This is a genomic window from Fulvivirga sp. M361, assembly GCF_007097395.1.
GTDB lineage: Bacteria > Bacteroidota > Bacteroidia > Cytophagales > Cyclobacteriaceae > Fulvivirga.
The window spans coordinates 322401-342831 of sequence record NZ_VKDC01000004.1 but is presented as its reverse complement, the minus strand read 5'-3'; the positions used below and the strand labels follow the sequence as shown (position 1 = coordinate 342831).

Here is a 20431-nt window from a genome sequence, read left to right as displayed (position 1 = left end):
TAATTGAGACCGGTCGAAATTGCCGGTATCGTCAAGTTGAATGTATGGGATGCCTTTGATTTATACGTTCTCCTGCTTTTGTACATTAAGTTCTTCCATTTCATCACTACAGGAAAAAAGCGAGATGGACAGCAAGCTGAATAAAAGTAGTTTTTTCATCTTAATTTGGGTTTAAAGGATGATCCTACAAGGTAAAATACTTTGCTCAGAGGAATGCTTAGCGGTGTTTGGACAATTCAATGGACAATTATTTGTTTTTACACTCTACTTACACCGGATCAGATGAATAAACAATCAGATATCAACATAAAGACCTATTAAAACAAAAACAGGAGAAGGCTCAGGCCAACTCCTGTTCAATACTTAGACCGGGCCAAGCAGTGTTCAGTCGATCCTCAACGGACGTGTAGGGTAGAGGGCAAGTATATTTGAGGTATTGTAAGGCTGTCGACCAGTCAGCAATCGGCAATATGCAGTAGGCAAAAGTTTTATTACACAATATTGCCGACTGCTCTTTGCTTACTGCCAACTTTGGAAAGGAGACCGAAAAAATAGTTTGAACGCTATTTGAGGTGTGAGATGACACTAGTTTCTTATGGCACCGGGCTTATGGTATATCCTTCTTTTTTCAATAAGGCAATCACTCCCTGGTCTGAGCCGAGATGTCCGGCACCGACAGCGATCAATGTAGATCCGTCTTTTGCCAGTTTTTCTATTTTACTGATCCAATCCTTGTTTCTCTGATACAGTAACATGTCTGCATACCCGGCAAACTGGTCGTTTTCCATAATTATACCTGACAAGGCTTTCAGGTCCTGTTCTTTATAGGCTGCTACCATTCGGGTGAATTCCTCCTGAGTATCTTCTTTTTCAACAATGGCTTCTACTATCCATTGGATCTGCTCTGTCTGCGGGATATCATCAAACAATCCCATTTGAAATTCTGGCGTCTCCAGCCCGCTGATCTCCAATTCTCTTTTGGTAGCTTCTTTCACAAAAGCCAGTTCATAAGATGCTGGCTGATCACATTTGAGGGCCTTTATTATTATCATAGAATACAGGGCAAATGGCTTCATAACCCCCAGTTGTGTAAGATCAGCTCCATAGTTGGCCTGTAAAAATTCATTGAGCACTTTTGCATCTTCTTCGGTCAGGTCTTCACTAAAATTCTTTCTGCCTGGATTTAAAGACAGCTGCTGCATTTTAGTCATCATCTGCGGATCACTCAAGTCTATTTCCATGGCAATATGCTCTACTTCGTCCAATACTTTTTGGGTAGCCTCGGTGAAAAAGAAATCGTCGGGACAGATCAGGTGTATTGTTCCATAAAGGTATGAGGGCTTTGCGAGGCTGTTGTCTTCTATCTTCCATAATAAGGAAGACGTGCTGCCCTGTGCATTTACTTGTTTTGCAGGCAACATACCTAGTACAATGCCTGCAACGAATAATAATGCTATTCTAAAACCTGTCTTAAACGGTTGTTTTATTCCTGTTATTTTCATCTGTTCATCTGTGTTTTTATGTCCTGATATTTTGGTGGCCACGTTGTGAATTCGAAAGGTTAGTGATCTGCCTGGTGCCTTTTATTACAGTCTGCTGACAGATTTCAGACCTGATCAGGGCAAGCGGTTTTATATTCGGATAAAAGGTTTTCCGTGGAGGGCCTGTAAAAGTGTTGCAACAGTGAAACCCAGGTAAACTGTACCTGAAACACATATGATCACGAGGTTTTTGATAGGGAAATTTTGTGGCAGTATATAAGGCAATGAAATGGCTAATAATGGGAGTACCTGGATGGCATGGATGCTGATAAAATGGGATACTCTCAGGTCTCCTGCCACAGTACTCCAGTTGGTAAAAGGTAATCCGGGGCCGCCATCTGCCATACCGATGGTATGCTTGAGGCTGCTTCCCATCATGAATCCCGAAATGAGCCCAATCAAAAAGATAATGATGCTTATCCGTATGGCCCAGGTCAATTCGCCTGGAAGAGAGACCTGCAGCCGGAAGTAATCATATAATATAACGCCATAGACCAAATAAGCAATGGTGATAGCAAGGCCCATCAACGGAAACATGATGGCACCAATAGGGTCAGTAATATTAAAATGGGACAGTTGACCTCTGGCCGCCTGGAATAGAATGCAAATGATCTCGACCAGCATGGTAATCAGTAATATCCAGCTCATAACGCTTCGTTTGCTCTCCGAATACGGCAAGGGTTCCAGTATATAGATACTGGTAACCAGAAAAATGAAAATAGAAATAGCAAATTTCAGCGGCTTTATCCAAAGGTTGATCCCCAATATAAGGCGCGTTTCAAAGGGAAGTAACACCAGAACAACCAGGCTTACCAAACCGAAAAACATTGCTCCATAAGCCAAAATACGGTTAGAAGAGGCCAGGTATTGAAATACATTAAGCAAGACTCCTGGTTTTAAATACCCTGACCAATGAAAAGAAAAGATACCCCAGTGGGCCGAACATAAAGCAGAAAAACAGGCAGGGGATCACCCAGTAATGCTTTATCTTATGTCTGATGGATTGGTTTACTATCCAGTTGCCTATTAACAGATCAAATGTCAGGTAATGTATCCAGCCTGCAAGTACGGCCTGATCGAGTGTAAAAAGGTGTTTAACACCTGCCAACGTGCTAAAAGCGGATGGGTTAAAATCCGAAAACCCTGTGATAACATAGAACCCATAGACAAGAGCCATGAATAGCGCCAGAGTATAAATGGTTATATTTCTCCATCGTTTTCCCGGAAAAACAGCTAAAATGATCCAGCCTGGTAACACCGCTGTATTGACAATTTGAAATACCTGGTTAGTATCCATAAAGAATCATTTATTTGGGAAAACAATTTATACTCTTCTATTTAGAAGTTCACCTATCTTTCAACCCTCACATGCGGTGCCGGCAGTATTATGTTTTTTATTCAAGTACCTGGATAGAAAATCCAAGATTTTGAACATAGTACATTACCGAATGCGGGTCTATCGGTGTGGCGGACTCAACTCTCAAGATATTATCTATATCACTCAAGTCAAAATTAATTTCAAATTTGGGGAATACGATACTGAATAATCCCTGGATAACCCGGGCATCTTTCATATGTTGAATGTTGGTAGCAAATACTTCAATCATGACTAGTTATTTTTTAAGAGGTGATCAGCAATGGCAGGTGCGACGCGATGCATTAGTTTAAGTAGCTTCACCTTACCAATATTTATTTCATATATATTTTTACCCACGGCAGTGATGAATTCATCTACCAGCTGCTGTGTGGAGATTTTATCCTTGCCCCTTCCTTCGGTCATAGGAGTGTCTACAAGAGGAGGTAGCACTTCAAAAACGTTAACATTGGACCCTTCTAATTGATATCTCAGTGCTTTGCTGAAAATATGTACACCTGCTTTAGTGGCACAGTACACCGGTGCGGACTTTTTGGGGCTCAGCGCCAGCCCGGAAGATACATTGACGATAGCGCTTTCTTTTGTCCCTAAAAGTAAGGGGACAAAAGCGGCACAAAGCTTCATCACTACATTGAAATTAACCTCTACCTCATATTGTATCCTCTCAAAAGATACTTCATCCGTGAAACTGTAGTTGAATTGCAGTCCGGCATTGTTTATAAGCATGTTAATGTCAGAATGTTGATCCCGTATAGCCTCTGTTAATGCCAGTAACTGGTCAGGTACGGACAGATCGCATTGATAAAAATCGAGCCCATAGCGGTCTGCTGCGGCCTCCAGTTTCTTTCTGTTCCTCCCGGTGATGATCACATGGTTTCCCATAGATTCTAATCTCCGGGCCATGGCAAGTCCTATTCCTGAGGACCCGCCTGTAATCAATACCTTATTTCCTGATAACTCCATTTCATCATTTTTTAATTCACCTGTTCACCACCTTATGCCTTGTTCCAACCCTCTCGAGCTAGAACTGTATCCTGTACAGTATGTCCGGGAAGAAACCAATTTGATCCACCTGGTTAACTTCATCGGTTACTTCATTATACCTTCTTAGAAATTCATTTTCTCTGTTTGTCACATTTTGCAGGTCAACAAAAAACTGGTGAGAGACATTTTTGTTTTTGCTGTTCAGGCGTACTCCAAATTTTACATCCCAGCGGAAATAAGCGTCGTAGCGTTGACTGAAAGCGATCTCATCCATTCGCAGTTCTCTTCCTGCATTGGCACGTGTTGCCTCAAGGTCTACCGGCGTAAAGGTGGCGCCTCCGGCAGTGGTGAACTTGCTATCAAACGTCCATGCATTCCTGCCACCAACACCGAACTTCCATTCTTTTCCAAGTAAAAGATTATACACAATGTTATTATTGAATGCTGTATTGCGCTCTATTCCATCGCTGCCTTCATACCGGGATTCATACAGCGATGTGGTCATCAACATGTAATACCCCTGGCTGAAGAATTTTTCCAGGGTGAGCTCAATACCATAGTTATGGCCGGTGCCCTCATTTATAAGTGATCCTTTTTCGTCGAATATAAAACCAGATCCCTCGTTTAAAATGGAATAGCTACTGGGAATGCGTTCTACCGGTACGTCGAAAATGCTTTGGTAGTATGTTTCGGCTTTTAGTCTCCAGTCCATGCCTAAATTTCTGTCGTAAGCCAGCACGAAATGATGACTTTTCATAAAATCGAGGCGCTCATTGGTACGTACGAACTGACCTGTGGCTATTTCTTCTTCGAAGAAAAGGATAGGCGAGGGAATAGCCTGGGCATGCAGTCCATACGCCAGGCTCAGGCGTTGATTGGGGCGTGCCTGCCAGCTAACAGCTGCCCTGGGTTCTGCAACAAAATCTTCTGTGTATTCATGATGTTGAGCATGTAATCCTGCCGTTATATTCAGGTCGTCCGTTATTTTATATTCTGTCTGTGCAAAGGCCTGCGTCAGGAAGTAACCATCTTGTAAGTCCCGTTGCGTGATAAAAAAATCCGGGACCCCATCATTATTTTCATCTGGTATAGTTACACGGTTATCACGGTCTTCCGTACTAAAATCGGTTTGATATCGCTCAGTAAGTACCCCTGCTCGTAAACTCCAGCGCGCATTGAATTTTTTATTTAATGTGCTGGAAAAGGTAAACCGGTTTTCACGATTTTCTGCGTTAACGGACCTGAACTTACCGATGAGATTACCATCATTATCATTTATAAAGTTATCCTGGAGGTATTGATTATAGTTTGTGGATGCACCTAGTGAGGTTTTGAGGAAAGTAGTTTTGTTTAATCTCAAGGTATGGTTTAACCCGATCAATCCGAGTTGATTGTCTACAAATGCATCTTCATTCGGGTTGGCAAAGAGATCATCTTCATCAATTTCATCTCCCAGGAAATCAATGCTGCTAAGCCCTCCGATGCCGAAGAGCTCAAAGCGGCCCCAACGGGTTTCCCCGAGATTTAGCTTAAAAGAGAAATCCTGGTAATAGGGTATGGCGCCGGTACCTGTGGCTGCAACACTGGCGATCCCGTAACGATATGAGGCTACAAAAGAAGCACCTTTGGCCTGGCTCAATGGCCCTTCTGCCATGAATTCCAATCCGCTAAAAGCGCTTAGCTGTCCGGTAAATTCATACTTGTCTGCATTACCATTTCTGAAATTCACATCAAATACAGCCCCGTTGGCATTGCCATATTCAGCCGGGAATGCACCTGTAAGAAAGTCTGATGTTCTTAATAAATTGGTATTCAATGCATTTACAGGACCGCCTGTTGTACCAAGAGTGGCAAAGTGATTTGTGGTGGCGACAGGTATGCCTTCTATTCTCCACAATAATCCAACGGGTGAGTTCCCACGAACTACAATGTCGTTCCTTGAATCATTAGGGGCGCTTACTCCGGCAAAGCTTGTAGCTAATCGGGCCACATCGTTTCTGCCTCCCGAAAAGCGCGTTACTTCCTCAAGGCTGAAAGTCCGTGCGCTGACCTTAGCTAATTCATTCAGTGGCGCGTCTTTGTCTGCATTAGCTGTAACCACTACTTCATTAAGCTTTTCTACCGATTCTTCCAGCTTAATATTCAAGACCACTTCTTTTCCGGCAGTGACTAACACATTGGGCATGGTAATACTCTTATAACCTACATATTGAATGGCAAATGTCTGGCGTCCTACCGGAATGTCGGTTAACTTGAACTCACCCTCTATATCGGTCACAGCTCCTACTACCGGGTCAGAGTCCAATAATAATATTGACGCACCGATCAGCGGATAATCGGCCTGAGCATCCATGATCTTTCCTTTGACGTTTTGGGTTTGCCCAAACGTTGCTATACCAATGAGTGTCAAGCCTTTTATTGTTATGAATCGGAACCAGTGTTTCATGATTTATTGCGTTTTTGATGACACCAACTTAGAGGTGTGAGCTTTTTTATAAAATGAGAATGTGGGTGGAGCTGGTAAATAATGAGCTGAACACGTTGTTTCCATCCATAAGCTGTAGATCCGGGGTTATCCGGGTATACTCCGGTTTCACAAGGTGATTTCCCGGTTTCACCCCGGCATGGCACTGCTTTGGTTTGTTTCAGGTTCGTTTTCCATGCATTTATTCCGTATTTTGTTCTTCATTAAAGGAGTAAATGACGTGAGAGTAAGGGAAGTATATGTACGATGGACAGGGATAGTGCTGCTGGCTATGATTATGATGTTCTTGCATAAGGAACCGGAAGACAGCTACGTTTCTAAATATTTTGTAAGCTTTACCTTTACCACCATATTCTGGAACGGCGCTTTTATGCTCTTTATGCTGTTCCGTAGAAAATACCCGCAAATAAGGCAGACACCCAGGCGACTGTTGATGACCATACTGTCACTTATTGCATTTCTTACCATAGGGGAGCCACTGCTTTGTCTGCTCTTTCAGTTCAAAGGCTGGGAACAGCTTATGGACCCTACGGAGGCATTTGGTCATGTGCCGCTAAACTTTTTGTGTGCCATGGTAATAGGCTCTGTGTATGAAAATGTATACTTCTTTGAGCAGTGGAAAAAGAGTATCCAGCTGAATGAAGCCTTGAAGAATCAACAAATACGTACTCAATTTGAAGTACTGCAAAACCAGATGAGCCCACACTTTCTGTTTAACAGCCTGAACACACTTACGGTATTAATAGCAGAAGATGGCAAAATAGCAGTAGAATTTACTGAGAAATTATCGGAAGTATATCGCTATATCCTGCAGAATAAAGACAAAGAACTGGTAACCCTGAAGGATGAACTTGAATTTGCCAGGAACTATATTTTCCTTTTGAAGATCCGTTATCCGGAGAATCTTCACGCGGTTTTTAATGTAGAGGACAAATATCTGGACCTAAGTATTGCTCCGCTCACCATCCAGATATTGGTAGAAAACGCTATCAAGCATAATCGTATCTCTAAAAACCACCCGTTGAACATAGAAGTGTTTGTAGACCGGTCTCGTTCTGTAGTGGTGAAAAACAATCTGCAAAAGAAAAATGTGATTGAAAAGTCCACAAAGACGGGACTGGTCAATATTCGTGAACGCTATGCTTATTTTGGTCATAAAAATATCGATGTGATCACTACTGATCACAATTTCCTGGTCTCCGTACCGCTTCTTCAGGTAAAAAGTGAAACCCAAAAAGTCATGGCCCCGAGCGTATGAAGGTACTGATCATTGAAGACGAGGCCCCGGCCTTTCGAAGACTTCAGAAGGTGCTGGAAGAGATCAACCCTGAAATTGAGATCATTGATGTACTGGACAGTGTGGAGGAAAGCATAAGATGGTTTGAAACAGAGCATCTGCCGGATCTTATCTTTATGGACATACAGCTGAGTGATGGGCTTAGCTTCGAGATATTCGATGCGGTAACGGTCAGCAGGCCTGTAATATTTACTACTGCATTTGATGAGTATACATTAAGGGCGTTTAAAGTAAATAGTATTGATTACATTTTAAAACCGATCAAGAAAGAAGAACTAAGCTTAAGCCTGAGCAAATATGAGCAGATGAAAAGCGCATTTGGCAACAACAATGCACTGGACCTGAATGCACTCATTGGTCAAATCCGGTTGGATGACAAAAAGTTCAAGACGAGGTTTCTTGTTAAAAAAGGGGAAGAACTTATCTCTATCGAAACCACTGATATCGCTTATTTTCAGACCCGCCATGGGGTGGTACATCTGACCACCAGCCACGGGCACACTCACCTGATGGACTTTAACCTGGATGAGTTGGTGCAGCAATTAGACCCTGATCAATTCTATCGGGCCAACCGGCAGTTTATTGTTCACTTTCCGGCCATTAAAAAGGTGCATAAATTTCACAAAGGGAAGTTACTGATAGAGTTGAAGCAGCCCATAGATGAGCCGGTAACGGTGAGTAGTGAAAAAGCCAGTCATTTTAAAGCGTGGTTGGGGGATGCTTAAGGCGTTTTATTTCAGTGTTATTTTCACAGCGTAAAAGACCATGGTGTTGCGACCCCTTAATTTTTCATGAAAACAGCGCTACCACTCTCCTTTTTATTGTTCCATTGTAACAGGTACAGTCCGCTGTTCAATGGGCCTGTAGGGATCCTTCCACTGTTAGAAAGGACCAACTGTTTCAAAATTTGCCCCGACATCGTACTTATTTTAATGGCAGTACGCCCTGTAATTTCCAAGTATAGGTCCGATTGGACCGGGTTAGGGAAAAACCTTAGTGATGCGCTTTTCATCTTTCTATCTGCTGATGTGACAGTTTCTATGTCTCTCTCAGGTTGTAATTCAGCCCCGGCAATGACCCGGCCTACCCATAGCTCATACATGGCCCCTGACGGATGGAGCTCATCCGAAGCTACCAGTCCGGGTTCTGTCAGTCCTCTCCTGGAGATGTCGGTAATATCAAAATAGCTGATCTTGTAATTTTCTGATATCGAACGATTAAGGGCATTGAATTCATCAATTTCCGTAGATATATTTTGGTTGTTACCTCCAAAAGGAGTGAAGGCATAATCCGGGATAGAAAGCACAAACACCCTGCTGGTGTCGCCGTCGGCATAGGCTATGGCCCGGCTTAACAGTTTTCTAAACCCGGCGTTATACAGACCAATACCTGATCCCTGAAATTGATCATTTACGCCAATAAGTAAACTGACCAGGGTATGATTAGTGTCCGGAGATTCCCGGTCTAAAGCACTGAGCAAATTTCCGGTGGTCCAGCCTGTTCTTGCTATGATCCTAAAGCCTTCAACTTCAAAACCCAACTGAACCAGGGAATCAGTCAGTTGTGCCGGCCACCGGTCTTTTGCCGGTACACTTTGTCCAATCGTGTAAGAGTCTCCAAGCGCTAAAAATTTAACCGGAGATTTGATCACTAACTGCTGCCCGGAAGTTTCTAAAAAGCCTAAAGTGAAGACCAGGAAGGACAAAACGGTGGTTCTCATAAGGTGGTAGTAAATGGATTAACCTACGTCATAATTGGTAACTGATATCGGTGGATATTGTTTTGAGAAATAGGCATTTGCAGAGCTTAATATACGGGGAATTCCCAAGTACAAATATGCTTACAATGTGGAGGCTTTAAACCTTACTCGACCTGCTCCTTTTTTTAAGTTATATTCTTACTTTTCTAAAATACCCGTTTTGCAAGTAGTTCAATGCTCATTCTGTTAGGATTACGACTAGAAAAAATTCGATTAAAAAATATCCGGATCTACGTGGCGGCCCAAAACCCGATCGTTTGGACCAACTATTCAGGGGTTGATCCGGAAGTTGCGTCGAACAATGTGTTTTCTGATGGAATAGATATTGGAAATTATCCAAGAGCTGCTGTATACAGGTCCGGGGTATCTATTAACTTTTAAATCTAACCATAAAACCGGGCACCGGTAAAGATAGCACATATACTGTGCGTGTGTTCTTGAGAAATAGGTCAAAACAACTTCAGGCGGACTTATCATGTGAGAACCTCCGGTAGATCCAAATCATTTTTTCAATAGGGTGATTACAAACCTCTGCCTGCTTTCGACTTAGAGTAAAGCATGATAAGAATTTCATATGATAAGAAACCTCACCCCCCTGGTGCTGATACTTTTAATAGTTTTAAGTACAGCCCGACTGACTTTTGGTAACAAAAAAGATAATGAAACCCTTGTAGAGAAGGTAAAATTAGAAACGATTGGCAAGTACGTAAATGTAATCTATCGGTCACTTACACCGGGAAAAGTGAAGATCAGTTTGCTGGGAGGGAACTGGCTGCTGGCGTACGGTACCCGGAAACAGCCCTCATTTGTTCAGCCCTTTAACCTGGGCAATTTACCACATGGTAATTACAGGTTTGAGATTGTGACACCGACCAGGAAAATAGAAAAGATAATCCATGTGAGCGAATCCGGAATAATCGCCCTGGAGGATGAACAGTAACCATAAAATAATTGAAAAGTCAACCTAAGCCCGTTGATGGCAATTGTAATGGTTGCTAAAGGAGTGTAAGCTTCCCTGGATCCAGGGAAGCGCACTCATCTCATTGATTATTTTAATGTCTTTACAATGGTTACGCCTAACTCCAACCCACTGGCATCAAGCTCTTGGAGGTAATCAGGCAGAGACTCAAAAGATCCTCTGTTATACGATTTTCCTGATAGATCAAGTGATCTGTACCTTATGGAGGGGTCCAGGTAAAGCCCTTCTGAAAGCCTTAGCCTTAGCCCTGTTTCCAGGTGAAATCCAAAACCGGATTCATAAGATATTTCACCAAAATCGGCATCGTTTTCTTCGATGCGTATTTTGCCGGGGATACTGTAGTTCATGCCTGCGCCAAGAATTAAACCCTGAACAGTATTTTCAGATAATTTTATAATTTTTGCAGCTCCTAACGTGATGAGTTTCCGGTTAAAATTAAATGAGGTTTTATTGGAAGAGCCGTTAACATTTTCAGCCTGAAGCGCCAGGTTCAGCTGGTATCCTACACTGATATAGGCATAAAGCCTTTCTATCATCTCCAGCTGTAGCCCTCCTTCTATACCTATTCCTCCGCCAGGACTGTAAAATAATTCATTTCCATTGAAATCCAGCGACTGATAGTCCATACCAATGCTGATATTAGTCCTTACCATAACGCTCATACTTTGGCTAAGGGCTGCATATAGCGTACTAATACTTAAGATTACGGATAGTATAATTTTCTTCATAAAATATATTTTGTGATGCTGTATTCCCTTGCCATCCCCTATTCGGTGGCAAGGGAATACATGTGATATTTTTGTTTACTTATAAGTTAGTGCGAATTCGCCTTCCGTAATAGATACGGTACCGGAACCGAGGGGCCACTCCTCAGCATCAAAGCTAAATGTACCTTCAATCCTTTTGTTGGTAGTATCGTGTTGTGTCACGATTACAGCGCCGCTTCCATTAAAAGAAGAATACCTTACAGACCCAAGGTAGTATAAAGCGCTAATGGCAGTCCCAAATCCTCCTAAATTTTGTGTTCCTGTAGAAACATTGGTTGGAAGGTCAATACTGATACCTTGAACAGCCCCATTATTAAAGACTAAAGTCAGTTTGCCGGCTACTATGGCTCCGGATATTAGTTCAGGCTCAAAGGCAACTCCATTTACTTTTACACTAAAGGAGTTATCATCAATTGGAACGACACTGTCTGTATATCCAACTGTATTAAACTCTCCGGTTACGTCTATTAGTTCTTCTTGTCCGTCAACAAACCTTGATAATGTCACATCAAACGACCCAGACATAGTAGCATTATCTGTGTCTATGTTTGAAATAGTGATGGATCCTTTAGCACTATTACTAATACTCAAAGAGGCAAATGTAGGGTTTGACACGGCTAAATTTGCTGGAGAGAAAGCGGCTGAGTTTAAGGGGATCTGTCCCGAATTGATGGTTTGGATCTCATAGGTTCCGGTCTCCGTACCTACTACTACCAGGCTCATACTGCTACCGTCCGGTGCTTTTGCACCAATACTGATAGTATTGTCAATGATCGAAATGGCTGTTTCGTTGGGGTCACTTACCCATTCGTCTTCTCCAACGAGCGCTGTCATGGTACCCTCTTCAGCTTTCGGAAATCCCGCTTTATCGGGGTCGTCGTCAGAGGAGCATTGGGTAAATAAAAAGACTACTATTAAAGCTAAACTATAGAGGGTTCTCATGGGAGAAAATGATTTAGTGTGATTAATAAATTTGGAGTGAAGTTAAATGGTAATTTCTTAATACAGAAATGATTTACATCAGGCTTATAAGTTGAAAAATAGCGTGCAGTTGCTATACCTTTTGTCTTTGGCGACCAAGTGAATTTCACCGGTGATTTTGTCAAATTTTATGATTTGAGGAGTTTCGTTAAAGTCGTAATGCTCAAATTCAGCGATAACCCTATGCTTGTAGTTATTCAGTTTTAATGCCAGGAGTCGAATTTTATGATTCTCTAAGGGTTCAAAATATAACAGTAAGTCTCTTGCAGTATCCATGAACAAGCTTTTTTGATGCTGTCGGGCATTAATGAATCCATTGAAAGTACATTTGATTTGATGTGACCGGATGTCAAATACATTAATGGAAACAACTTTTTTAACTCATATAAGGGTTTTATATTTGTTTTCTTTTAGTAAAATAGGAGTTTTGTATTCCTTATAAGTGTTTTGTCATGAGTGCGTTTGGAAAAAAAGTCGCTGAACTGAGGAAGGAACAAAAAATGTCGCAAGGTGAACTGGCCAAGCTACTGAGAACATCTACTTCTGTAATTGGTCGTTACGAAAGGGATGAAATGATACCTTCCATAGAAGTCGCTAAAAAAATTGCTGCAATCTTAAATACGACAGTGGGTTATCTTTTGGGGGAGACAGAGGATGACCAATTATTTAAAGATCCGGGGATGCTGCAAAGACTAAAAGATTTGAGTCAGTTACCTCGTACCGATAAAGAGCATATCCTTTATGCATTGGATGGTCTTTTACAGAATGTTAAAGCTAAAAAGGCCTTTGCCTGATCATAATGAAACAAATAACCCTAAATATTCCCGATAGTAAATACCAGTTCTTTATGGAACTCATTCACCAACTGGGTTTTGATAAAGCGGAGGAAATAGATATTCCGGATGGACATAAAGCCATTGTCAGGGAACGCATTAAGAATTCCAACCCTGAAGAACTGATCCCATGGCAGGAAGCCCGTAAGCAACTTCGTTTTAAAAAAACTTAATGGCTTACAGCATCATTATTGAACCTGCTGCTCTCCAAGATATCCAACAGGCTATTGACTATTACGATGAACAACAGGTCGGACTCGGTGAGAGGTTTGAAGCTGCACTAAACAAACACTTGGTTTCTCTCGAGGAAAACCCCTTCTTCCAGATCCGTTATGATGATGTACACTGCCAGCCACTTAAGAAATACCCCTATATGATCCATTTCACTATAAATGAAGAAAACAAAACCGCAACTATTCAGGCCGTTTTTCATACTTCACTTGATCCTGGTAAGTGGAAAGATAGATAAATACCACACTCCCTGATAAGGAGATTGCCGAAGCTTTCCAATCGCAAAACCTGCCCAAACCCCCGCAAAAACGGGTTTTTAATTATTTTGGATAACTAGTTTTATTCTGAAACTCTTACTAAGTAATTCTTTTGATCGGGTTGTCTTTTTGGACCATAATTTTAATGCCTGGATGAATCATTGAATTGCCAAAGTACGTTCACAATCTTCCACTTACCATTTAGCTTAACAATATGCATATAGTCGATCCATTCATCAGCAATGAGTTTTACAGAAGCGGTCTTATCGAAAATATCCAGTATTATCACTTCCTTTTTAGGGTTTTCCGGAAACTTATCACCGTTTTGATTATAGGTTCCAGCCAGTAATACCATAGCATCTTTAAACGTTTCACCCAGGTATTCTTTTTCAGCCGTTTTATGCCTCCAAAAGGTCCTCTTTACCATTCTTGGATGGGCAGCACGTTCAAATTGGGCCGGATCAACATGGTGTTGTGATTCAATGTAATCAAGTGCAGCCTGTTTAATGGCTAATGAATCTTGTGCCGATTGTGCATTTACCTTCATTATCAGAAGTAAAAAAATACTGGTCAAATAAATAGATCTGGTCATCATTACTTTTTTCTGTTAAATCCTGTTAAATTTATCTCTATGATCGGACGTATATGGCAGGGTATAAGTTTTATCAATGCCCTTGTCAGCAGGTGTATTTCAGATCAATATGTTAAAAAACATGTTGTACCAGGTGCATAAGGTCTTAAACCTGCTGAATATTACCGTAAGTAAGTTTCCTCCAACACCATTCCAGCGGTCCTTGCCGAAACTTTTTCAGCCACCACCAGCTTAGAAAAAGCTGTAGGCACCAGATGATCGCCACTATGGATAAAAGTTCAAACCTGGAATAATGATTGTACCTGCCCAGGCCATAACCATAAAATATGAACCCGCAAATCATACTTTGCATGATGTAATTGGTCAGTGCCATCCGACCTATATTGGATATTAATTTGAGTTTTACCGATGCCAGATACTTTTGATAAAGACCGTTCAAAACAAGTACATAGGCAAGTCCTGATAATTCTTTAGGAAAGGTAAATAACCAACTCTTCCAAATACTTTTCACCGGATGGAAATACTCAAAACTCCAATGATAGTACCTGGTATAATTGATTACGAGCGCTACTAACAGCAAGGTGATGGCAATGGGCCAGTAGTATTTGACAGACTGATAGTTAAGAAATATTCCTGACTTGTAGAGTATAATTCCCAGGATCATCATGATCAGGGTTCGGAATAAAATGCCTTGATACAGGACCGCCCCCTTGTGCACTTTAGTATGTTCAGCATTGGTAAGAACACTCTGGAAATATGTTTTCCTGGGCACCTGTACCTCTGAATCTAAGGCGCTTTTCTTTTTTGTCCTACTTTCCCAACGCTGGATCTTTTTCATAGTTTCATCCGTTTGTTGTCCTTCTTTTATTTTACTGGCTTGTATAAATTCTGCATACTGTTTTTGTGTGGCAGTCACCCTGTTATAAGAATTAAGCAGTAGGGTGGCAATCGGGATGAGCAGTATCAAAAGAAGTGAACGGATCGTAAAAGAGCGAAACGGGAATAACAAAAATCCGCATACGGCATAGTGATAGAGTACATCTCCATCCCAGAGTAGGTACGCATGAGCAGCCCCAAAAATGAACAGCCATAATAATCGCCGGGCGTAGATATCCAATGCTTTCAGACCAATCCCTTTTTGTTCCAGCCGCTCTAAAAAAATGTAAAAACTTGCACCAAACAACAGAGTGAACATACTGAAGAACTTACCTTGTGCCAGAAAGTAAACCCAAAATCGGGTATTGTGGTCCCAAGGGTCCCAGAAACCATATTTATAGGGACTCCAGGGATCAGGATAGGTAAAGCTTTCAATGTTAATAATCAGTATCCCCAACAGGGCTACACCTCTCAGAAAATCAAGTGAGCCGATACGTTCGAACGGCTGAGTGGGTTGTGGTATTTGTTGCACTGAAATTAAAACGGAAAGAATAGGGCAGTATAATGGCGTTTCATTTTCTTGAAAAGTAAGATCATTTGGTTTTTATCTGTTCATTCTTAAAAGTGAAGGCAAATACAATAAGTACTGCTAGAGCAAAACCCGCGGGGAGCATCCAGATAGTTTGCCAATCATGACTACCAGGGACTACGTAATGATCCACAATGAGTCCCGCAGTCTTGAATCCAATCAGCATGCCTACCCCATAAGTGGCCAGGGTAATGAGGCCTTGTGCAGCACTTCTTATTTTGTCATCTGCTTTGTGATCGGTAAAGATCTGACCTGATACAAAAAAGAAATCATAGCAGATGCCATGAAGGATGATTCCCAGAAAGAGCATCCAAACTGAAGGCCCCACATCGCCATAGGCGAAAAGGGCATACCTCAATGCCCACGCCAGCATACCCACGGCTAATGTCATCTTAAGCCCGTACTTTCGTAAGAAAATGGGAATAAGCAGCATAAAGAGCACCTCCGAAATTTGACCGAATGTCATATTTCCAGCAGCATTTTGCATTTCAATTTCGTTTAAGAAAGCGTTAGCAAAACTATAATAGAAGGCCAGCGGAATACATATCAGTACCGATGTCAGGAAAAAGACGAGGTAGTTTCTATCCTTCAATAATCCAAGGGATTCTAACCCCAGGATATCTCTGATACTTGCCTTTTGACTCTTTGTGGAAGGAGGGGTTTCCGGCAGGAAAAAGCTATAAATACCCAACGTTCCCGAAGCAATGACCGCTAACATAAAGGTGGACCCAAGCATGTTCTTGGCTTCCCATTGAAAAACATATCCGATCAGCATTCCTGCTGCTATCCAGCCGATGGTACCCCAGAGTCTGACTTTTGCGAATTGCTTTGACGGATCGGTCATTTGATGGAAGGCCACACTATTGACCAATGCTAACGTGGGCATATAAACGATCATGTAGCTCAAAATGTAGGGATAGAACTGGGCAAAGTTCCCGGATGTACCCGCCATGTATAATAATCCGGCACCCAAAATGTGAAGTACTCCAAGTAGTTTTTGCGCAGAAAAAAAGCGATCTGCTATAAGTCCGATGACAAATGGGGCTACAATGGCGCCCCAGGCCTGTGTCATGTAAGCTACTCCTATAGCATCGGCATCCGTTTTTAGCTCAGTAGCTAAAAAAGTACCCATCGTAACAAACCATGCCCCCCACGTAAAAAACTGCAGGAACATCATAGTAGAGAGTTGAATATTTACCTTGGTAGTCATGGAAGCAAATAGTTTGATACTGGCGTCAAGCCAGTGTTTTCCCGATGTTAACTAATAATTCCTTAGTGGCGATTATTCCTTTTTCTTCACTTAATCGATTTCCTTCATACTCCACACCGATGTACCCCGTATATCCGGCATTTTTTACTATTTTAAGCATGCGCTGATAGTCTATGCTGGTTTCATTTCCATCCGCATCGAAGTCATATGATTTTGCACTTACGGCTTTTGCAGCCGGCATTAACTCTTCCACGCCTTTGTACTTATCGTATTCTTCTATGCAGGCAGTACCCCATCGCTGATCATCCGCGCGCTTTAAACAAAAATTACCAAAGTCGGGCAGCGTTCCACAGTTGGGTAAATTTACTTCATTAATTACCTCCATCAGTAGCGGTGCATTGGACGAGAGGTAACCATGATTTTCGATAAGGATATTCACGTTGCCGCTGGCTGCATATTCACCAAGTTCCCCTAATGCATCCACCGCTGTAGATTTCCAGTTACCAGGGTCTAGCTCTCCGAACATATTTACGCGCATAGAATGGCATCCAAGTGCAGCTGTAGCTTCCACATAAGGGAAATGATTTTCAATAGCTTTTTTCCGGAGTGTTTCATCGAGCACAGCCATATCCCCCTCCCCTGGAGGCAGATCTACCATCATGATCAGGTTTTCGAGGCCATTGTCATCACTTCTGACCTTTAACTGCTTTACCATCTGTTGCAGACCTACACTGATACTTGAGCTTTTTTGAAGACCATCCTGGTATAATTGACTCACATATTCTAATCCTGCAAAACCCCATTTTTTGGCTTTGTCGGCAAATGCGTACGGGTCCAGCCCTTCTTCCCGGATCATTTTATGAATGGACCACTGCGCAAGGGACAATTTAAAAAATGGCATATCATCAACGGTTTGAGCTTCGCTTTTTTTATTCGATGAGGTACACCCCTTTAGCCCGGTCAAACCGACGCCGAGGCCTGTTACTATGGCATTTTTGTTAAAAGTTCTTCTTTTCATAGGTCGAGCATAATAAGGTGTTGGGATCTTGCCTTATATAGGATTGCAAGTTCTTATATTTTAGCAAGTTAATAACTGGCAATATATTTCACCGGATAAATAATCCGAAGGAAATTACGAAAAACAGCGAGAAGTTAACAGCATTCCTGCCCGGTAATAAAAAGCACTTGAACACTTAGTCAGGGAACAATTGCTCTTACACCCCTCTCTTTTTTGAGTGTAATCATTTGATATTATGAGAGTTACGATATGTCTAAGAAGTGTTTTTTAAGGGCTGAAAACCAGCTTGGACAACGAATAAAACCGGTAAACAAAAATTCACATTGCAAAAACGAAAAAAAAGGTAATTTGTAGCGTGGACGCCATAGAACATGAAGCAATGGCCACCCGGTTCGTATTGGAAGTGGCAGACTCTGATTCCGCAGCAATCCATTCGGTCCTGGGCCAGGCATGTCAGCTAATGGACGAGTTGGAGCTAACGTTGAGCCGATTTGTCCCGGATAGTGATATAAGCAGGATCAACGATCTTAAAGAAGGTAATAGCGTGCTGATAGAAAATGAATCGTGGGAGGTGCTGAAAAAATCCATCCGGGTGATGTTATGGACAAGCGGAGCCTTTGACGTGGGAGTAGGGAAGTACATGGATATCTTCAGAGCAGGCAAGCAAGGCCTGCTCAACGATAAAGAGGTAATCCATGCACTACAGAAGGTCCGTGAAGAGAAGGAAAATGCCAGTATCTATGTAGACCCTGATGAGCCCCGGGTTTATAAAATAAAACAGGGCATGTATCTTGACCTCGGGGGCATCGGAAAGGGATTTGCATTGAATGAAATGAGTGAATATTTAGTTCGTCAGGAGGTTAAAGCTTTCAAGCTAAACGCCGGGGATAGTACAGTGCTGGTAAGAAGTACTGAAGATCAGTCCTGGCCATTTTCACTGGCAGCTACAAATGATGAGGTACAGGTCGAGATAATGAATACCAGCGTCAGCGCTTCGGGCACTTATTGGCAAGGGCAACATATCTTTGACCCTAGAACGGGTACGAATTCTTTTCAACCCCTATATGACAGACTCTGGGTGTGTGCCGATGACCCGGCTTATAGTGATGCGCTTTCCACGGCATTTTTCCTGATGACAGAACCTGAAATTCTCGACGTATGGCAGGAGATCGACGGGTTACGTTGGGTGGCTTATGCAAAGGAAGGGAAAATCAAAATGCTGGAACCAAATTCTTGATCAGAATAGCTAATTTTATAGTATCTAACCAAACTTACCATGAAAAATAACGACGAAAATAGTGGGCGAAGAGACTTTATGAAAAAGACCACTTTAGCCGGAGTTGGGCTGATATTGGCCAAGCCATTTCACATCACTGCTAACCCTTTGCAGGTAGGAGATAAAGTGAACGTAGCTGTTGTGGGTTGCGGAGGTAGAGGCAACGGTATGATATTCCAAAATATTCCCAAGATCCCGGGCGCTAATCTGGTGGCCGTTTGTGATGTTATAGAAAGCAGAAGGGAAAACGCTAAAAATAGATTTGAAGCTAAATACAACACGAAGGTCAGCGCGTACGAGGATTTTTATAAGATGCTAAGGAAAGAAAAGCTGGATGCGGTAGTACTTGCCACACCGGATTTCTGGCATATGCAGCATTCTGTAGATGCATTAAAGGACGGGCTACATGTTTATTGTGAAAAGGCGATGTCCAATAATATACAGGATGCCCGAAAAATGGCCGAAGCCATGAAGGAGACCGGTAAGCTGTTGCAGATCGGACGTCAAAGAAGAAGTAATGACCGTTACCGGTTCACTTATCAGAAACTTCTGAAGCAAGAGCAGGTGTTTGGCAGGATCACTCATGCTATAGGGCAATGGAATAGATCTCAGATATGGACTCAGCAGCCCAAAAAAGAGGATAATATTCAATTGGCGGTTTTGAAAAAGTATGGATTTGATACCGTTGACCAGGTCTACAACTGGCGGAATTACAAAAAGCTGGGCGGAGGCGTAGTTTCCGATCTTGGCTCTCATCAGATTGATATTTTCAACTGGTTTCTGGATGCTTTTCCGCACACGGTGTATGCTACCGGTAACAATTCATACCATGGGTATGAGCAGGCTGATACTATGGCGGCTATCTTAGAGTACGACACTCCAAAAGGTAAATCAATAGGCATTTATGAGAATATTTCGAACTCACGTGCCGTAGGTAATTTTGAAAGGTTTGTGGGAGATAAAGGGGCATTTATCATATCAGAGGGTAAAGAAAACAAGATCTACCGTGAGTCCAGGGTGGATGCTTCGGAATGGCAGAAATATGTAGATATGAATTACCTGAGCCGTGGCTCTGATATGACCATGTATAAAGACCAAAACAAAGCAAATGCCCAGGCGGATTCCGGGATCAGAGAAACTGCTCCGCAGGTTAGCTACAACATTAAGGAAATGGGCGATATGGACAAAGTCTATAACATGAGGGCCCATACTGCCCATCTTTACAATTTCATTGAGTCTGTCCGGGGGGAAGAAACGCTTAATTACACGGCCATTGAATCATACAAAAGTGAAGTTTGTATTTACAAAATACACGAAGCTATCAATAATGGCGGGGCTAAGATCAAAATAAAACCTTCGGAATATGAAGTTTAGAAATACC

The 20431-nt window shown here is 42.1% G+C and carries 23 protein-coding genes; 9 read left to right on the top strand and 14 right to left on the bottom strand.

Annotation, left to right across the window (positions count from 1 at the left end; all coding sequences use genetic code 11):
* Positions 1-593: 593 nt before the first annotated feature.
* From FNH22_RS05090 to FNH22_RS05065, 6 genes are all read right to left on the bottom strand, one after another.
* The gene (locus FNH22_RS05090; protein ID WP_143397254.1) at positions 594-1502 is read right to left on the bottom strand and encodes a TraB/GumN family protein; all 909 of its coding nucleotides are present in this window, start codon (positions 1500-1502) and stop codon (positions 594-596) included.
* A 129-nt stretch (positions 1503-1631) separates the two neighbouring features.
* Entirely contained in the window at positions 1632-2426 is a 795-nt protein-coding gene (locus FNH22_RS05085) for a hypothetical protein (RefSeq protein ID WP_143397253.1), read from the bottom strand.
* The gene (locus FNH22_RS05080; protein WP_143397252.1) at positions 2419-2838 is read right to left on the bottom strand and encodes an ABA4-like family protein; all 420 of its coding nucleotides are present in this window, start codon (positions 2836-2838) and stop codon (positions 2419-2421) included. The genes FNH22_RS05085 and FNH22_RS05080 overlap by 8 nt, the downstream gene beginning before the upstream one ends.
* A gap of 97 nt (positions 2839-2935) precedes the next feature.
* Positions 2936-3148, bottom strand: coding sequence for a hypothetical protein (locus FNH22_RS05075; RefSeq protein WP_143397251.1), 213 nt, complete (start codon positions 3146-3148; stop codon positions 2936-2938).
* A gap of 2 nt (positions 3149-3150) precedes the next feature.
* Positions 3151-3879 (bottom strand): SDR family oxidoreductase, encoded by a 729-nt coding sequence (locus FNH22_RS05070; protein ID WP_143397250.1) that lies wholly within the window; start codon positions 3877-3879, stop codon positions 3151-3153.
* A 58-nt stretch (positions 3880-3937) separates the two neighbouring features.
* Entirely contained in the window at positions 3938-6346 is a 2409-nt protein-coding gene (locus tag FNH22_RS05065; protein WP_143397249.1) for a TonB-dependent receptor, read from the bottom strand.
* A 178-nt stretch (positions 6347-6524) separates the two neighbouring features.
* Between FNH22_RS05065 and FNH22_RS05060 the strand changes: the two genes are divergently transcribed.
* Together FNH22_RS05060 and FNH22_RS05055 are read left to right on the top strand one after the other, a co-directional pair.
* Complete coding sequence (locus FNH22_RS05060; protein ID WP_255517989.1) at positions 6525-7643, top strand: sensor histidine kinase; 1119 nt, start codon at positions 6525-6527, stop codon at positions 7641-7643.
* Entirely contained in the window at positions 7640-8407 is a 768-nt protein-coding gene (locus tag FNH22_RS05055) for a LytTR family DNA-binding domain-containing protein (protein ID WP_143397248.1), read from the top strand. The genes FNH22_RS05060 and FNH22_RS05055 overlap by 4 nt, the downstream gene beginning before the upstream one ends.
* A gap of 56 nt (positions 8408-8463) precedes the next feature.
* Here FNH22_RS05055 and FNH22_RS05050 read toward each other — a convergent pair whose 3' ends face one another.
* The gene (locus tag FNH22_RS05050; RefSeq protein ID WP_185154079.1) at positions 8464-9402 is read right to left on the bottom strand and encodes a GDSL-type esterase/lipase family protein; all 939 of its coding nucleotides are present in this window, start codon (positions 9400-9402) and stop codon (positions 8464-8466) included.
* A gap of 213 nt (positions 9403-9615) precedes the next feature.
* On the opposite strand from FNH22_RS05050, the gene FNH22_RS05045 reads away from it, so the two are divergent.
* Positions 9616-9822 carry a hypothetical protein gene (locus FNH22_RS05045; protein WP_143397247.1) on the top strand — a complete coding sequence of 69 codons (207 nt, stop codon included), beginning with the start codon at positions 9616-9618 and terminating at the stop codon, positions 9820-9822.
* Between the two features lie 193 nt (positions 9823-10015).
* Positions 10016-10381, top strand: a complete 366-nt coding sequence (locus tag FNH22_RS05040) for a hypothetical protein (RefSeq protein WP_143397246.1) — start codon at positions 10016-10018, stop codon at positions 10379-10381.
* A 107-nt stretch (positions 10382-10488) separates the two neighbouring features.
* Here the strand turns inward: FNH22_RS05040 and FNH22_RS05035 are convergent, their stop codons facing one another.
* The 3 genes from FNH22_RS05035 to FNH22_RS05025 all read right to left on the bottom strand — a co-directional run bounded on the left by FNH22_RS05035 (position 10489) and on the right by FNH22_RS05025 (position 12444).
* Positions 10489-11148, bottom strand: a complete 660-nt coding sequence (locus FNH22_RS05035; RefSeq protein ID WP_143397245.1) for an outer membrane beta-barrel protein — start codon at positions 11146-11148, stop codon at positions 10489-10491.
* 75 nt (positions 11149-11223) lie between these two features.
* Complete coding sequence (locus tag FNH22_RS05030; protein ID WP_143397244.1) at positions 11224-12129, bottom strand: DUF6252 family protein; 906 nt, start codon at positions 12127-12129, stop codon at positions 11224-11226.
* An 84-nt stretch (positions 12130-12213) separates the two neighbouring features.
* Positions 12214-12444: a hypothetical protein gene (locus FNH22_RS05025; RefSeq protein WP_143397243.1), complete on the bottom strand. Its 231-nt coding sequence runs from the start codon at positions 12442-12444 to the stop codon at positions 12214-12216.
* 176 nt (positions 12445-12620) lie between these two features.
* Here FNH22_RS05025 and FNH22_RS05020 point away from each other — a divergent pair, with 176 nt between their 5' ends.
* Genes FNH22_RS05020 through FNH22_RS05010 form a run of 3 tightly spaced genes read left to right on the top strand, consistent with a single transcriptional unit; the run spans position 12621 to position 13470 of the window.
* Positions 12621-12962: a helix-turn-helix domain-containing protein gene (locus tag FNH22_RS05020; RefSeq protein ID WP_143397242.1), complete on the top strand. Its 342-nt coding sequence runs from the start codon at positions 12621-12623 to the stop codon at positions 12960-12962.
* A gap of 5 nt (positions 12963-12967) precedes the next feature.
* Entirely contained in the window at positions 12968-13174 is a 207-nt protein-coding gene (locus FNH22_RS05015; protein WP_143397241.1) for a hypothetical protein, read from the top strand.
* Entirely contained in the window at positions 13174-13470 is a 297-nt protein-coding gene (locus FNH22_RS05010) for a type II toxin-antitoxin system RelE/ParE family toxin (RefSeq protein WP_143397240.1), read from the top strand. The genes FNH22_RS05015 and FNH22_RS05010 overlap by 1 nt, the downstream gene beginning before the upstream one ends.
* Before the next feature lie 161 nt (positions 13471-13631).
* On the opposite strand, the gene FNH22_RS05005 is transcribed toward FNH22_RS05010, so the two are convergent.
* The 4 genes from FNH22_RS05005 to FNH22_RS04990 form a co-directional block, all read right to left on the bottom strand.
* The gene (locus tag FNH22_RS05005; protein ID WP_143397239.1) at positions 13632-14084 is read right to left on the bottom strand and encodes a nuclear transport factor 2 family protein; all 453 of its coding nucleotides are present in this window, start codon (positions 14082-14084) and stop codon (positions 13632-13634) included.
* A 142-nt stretch (positions 14085-14226) separates the two neighbouring features.
* Positions 14227-15489, bottom strand: a complete 1263-nt coding sequence (locus FNH22_RS05000) for a DUF418 domain-containing protein (protein WP_143397238.1) — start codon at positions 15487-15489, stop codon at positions 14227-14229.
* A gap of 61 nt (positions 15490-15550) precedes the next feature.
* Entirely contained in the window at positions 15551-16756 is a 1206-nt protein-coding gene (locus FNH22_RS04995) for a nucleoside permease (protein ID WP_143397237.1), read from the bottom strand.
* A 25-nt stretch (positions 16757-16781) separates the two neighbouring features.
* Positions 16782-17774: a sugar phosphate isomerase/epimerase gene (locus FNH22_RS04990; RefSeq protein ID WP_143397236.1), complete on the bottom strand. Its 993-nt coding sequence runs from the start codon at positions 17772-17774 to the stop codon at positions 16782-16784.
* Between the two features lie 355 nt (positions 17775-18129).
* Between FNH22_RS04990 and FNH22_RS04985 the strand changes: the two genes are divergently transcribed.
* Together FNH22_RS04985 and FNH22_RS04980 are read left to right on the top strand one after the other, a co-directional pair.
* A complete protein-coding gene (locus FNH22_RS04985; protein WP_143397235.1) occupies positions 18130-19011 on the top strand; it encodes an FAD:protein FMN transferase in 882 nt (293 codons plus the stop codon).
* Between the two features lie 39 nt (positions 19012-19050).
* Positions 19051-20424, top strand: a complete 1374-nt coding sequence (locus FNH22_RS04980; protein ID WP_143397234.1) for a Gfo/Idh/MocA family oxidoreductase — start codon at positions 19051-19053, stop codon at positions 20422-20424.
* Positions 20425-20431: the final 7 nt, after the last annotated feature.

Bases quoted from the DNA above. Each gene is read 5' to 3' on its own strand.
- FNH22_RS05060 (WP_255517989.1), top strand. From the start codon at position 6,525: ATGGCACTGCTTTGGTTTGTTTCAGGTTCGTTTTCCATGCATTTATTC.
- FNH22_RS05090 (WP_143397254.1), bottom strand. From the start codon at position 1,502: ATGAAAATAACAGGAATAAAACAACCGTTTAAGACAGGTTTTAGAATA.
- FNH22_RS05010 (WP_143397240.1), top strand. From the start codon at position 13,174: ATGGCTTACAGCATCATTATTGAACCTGCTGCTCTCCAAGATATCCAA.
- FNH22_RS05075 (WP_143397251.1), bottom strand. From the start codon at position 3,148: ATGATTGAAGTATTTGCTACCAACATTCAACATATGAAAGATGCCCGG.
- FNH22_RS05035 (WP_143397245.1), bottom strand. From the start codon at position 11,148: ATGAAGAAAATTATACTATCCGTAATCTTAAGTATTAGTACGCTATAT.
- FNH22_RS05050 (WP_185154079.1), bottom strand. From the start codon at position 9,402: ATGAGAACCACCGTTTTGTCCTTCCTGGTCTTCACTTTAGGCTTTTTA.
- FNH22_RS05070 (WP_143397250.1), bottom strand. From the start codon at position 3,879: ATGGAGTTATCAGGAAATAAGGTATTGATTACAGGCGGGTCCTCAGGA.
- FNH22_RS05065 (WP_143397249.1), bottom strand. From the start codon at position 6,346: ATGAAACACTGGTTCCGATTCATAACAATAAAAGGCTTGACACTCATT.
- FNH22_RS04995 (WP_143397237.1), bottom strand. From the start codon at position 16,756: ATGACTACCAAGGTAAATATTCAACTCTCTACTATGATGTTCCTGCAG.
- FNH22_RS05005 (WP_143397239.1), bottom strand. From the start codon at position 14,084: ATGATGACCAGATCTATTTATTTGACCAGTATTTTTTTACTTCTGATA.
- FNH22_RS05080 (WP_143397252.1), bottom strand. From the start codon at position 2,838: ATGGATACTAACCAGGTATTTCAAATTGTCAATACAGCGGTGTTACCA.
- FNH22_RS05030 (WP_143397244.1), bottom strand. From the start codon at position 12,129: ATGAGAACCCTCTATAGTTTAGCTTTAATAGTAGTCTTTTTATTTACC.
- FNH22_RS05020 (WP_143397242.1), top strand. From the start codon at position 12,621: ATGAGTGCGTTTGGAAAAAAAGTCGCTGAACTGAGGAAGGAACAAAAA.
- FNH22_RS05025 (WP_143397243.1), bottom strand. From the start codon at position 12,444: ATGGATACTGCAAGAGACTTACTGTTATATTTTGAACCCTTAGAGAAT.
- FNH22_RS04980 (WP_143397234.1), top strand. From the start codon at position 19,051: ATGAAAAATAACGACGAAAATAGTGGGCGAAGAGACTTTATGAAAAAG.
- FNH22_RS05015 (WP_143397241.1), top strand. From the start codon at position 12,968: ATGAAACAAATAACCCTAAATATTCCCGATAGTAAATACCAGTTCTTT.
- FNH22_RS05045 (WP_143397247.1), top strand. From the start codon at position 9,616: ATGCTCATTCTGTTAGGATTACGACTAGAAAAAATTCGATTAAAAAAT.
- FNH22_RS05055 (WP_143397248.1), top strand. From the start codon at position 7,640: ATGAAGGTACTGATCATTGAAGACGAGGCCCCGGCCTTTCGAAGACTT.
- FNH22_RS05040 (WP_143397246.1), top strand. From the start codon at position 10,016: ATGATAAGAAACCTCACCCCCCTGGTGCTGATACTTTTAATAGTTTTA.
- FNH22_RS04990 (WP_143397236.1), bottom strand. From the start codon at position 17,774: ATGAAAAGAAGAACTTTTAACAAAAATGCCATAGTAACAGGCCTCGGC.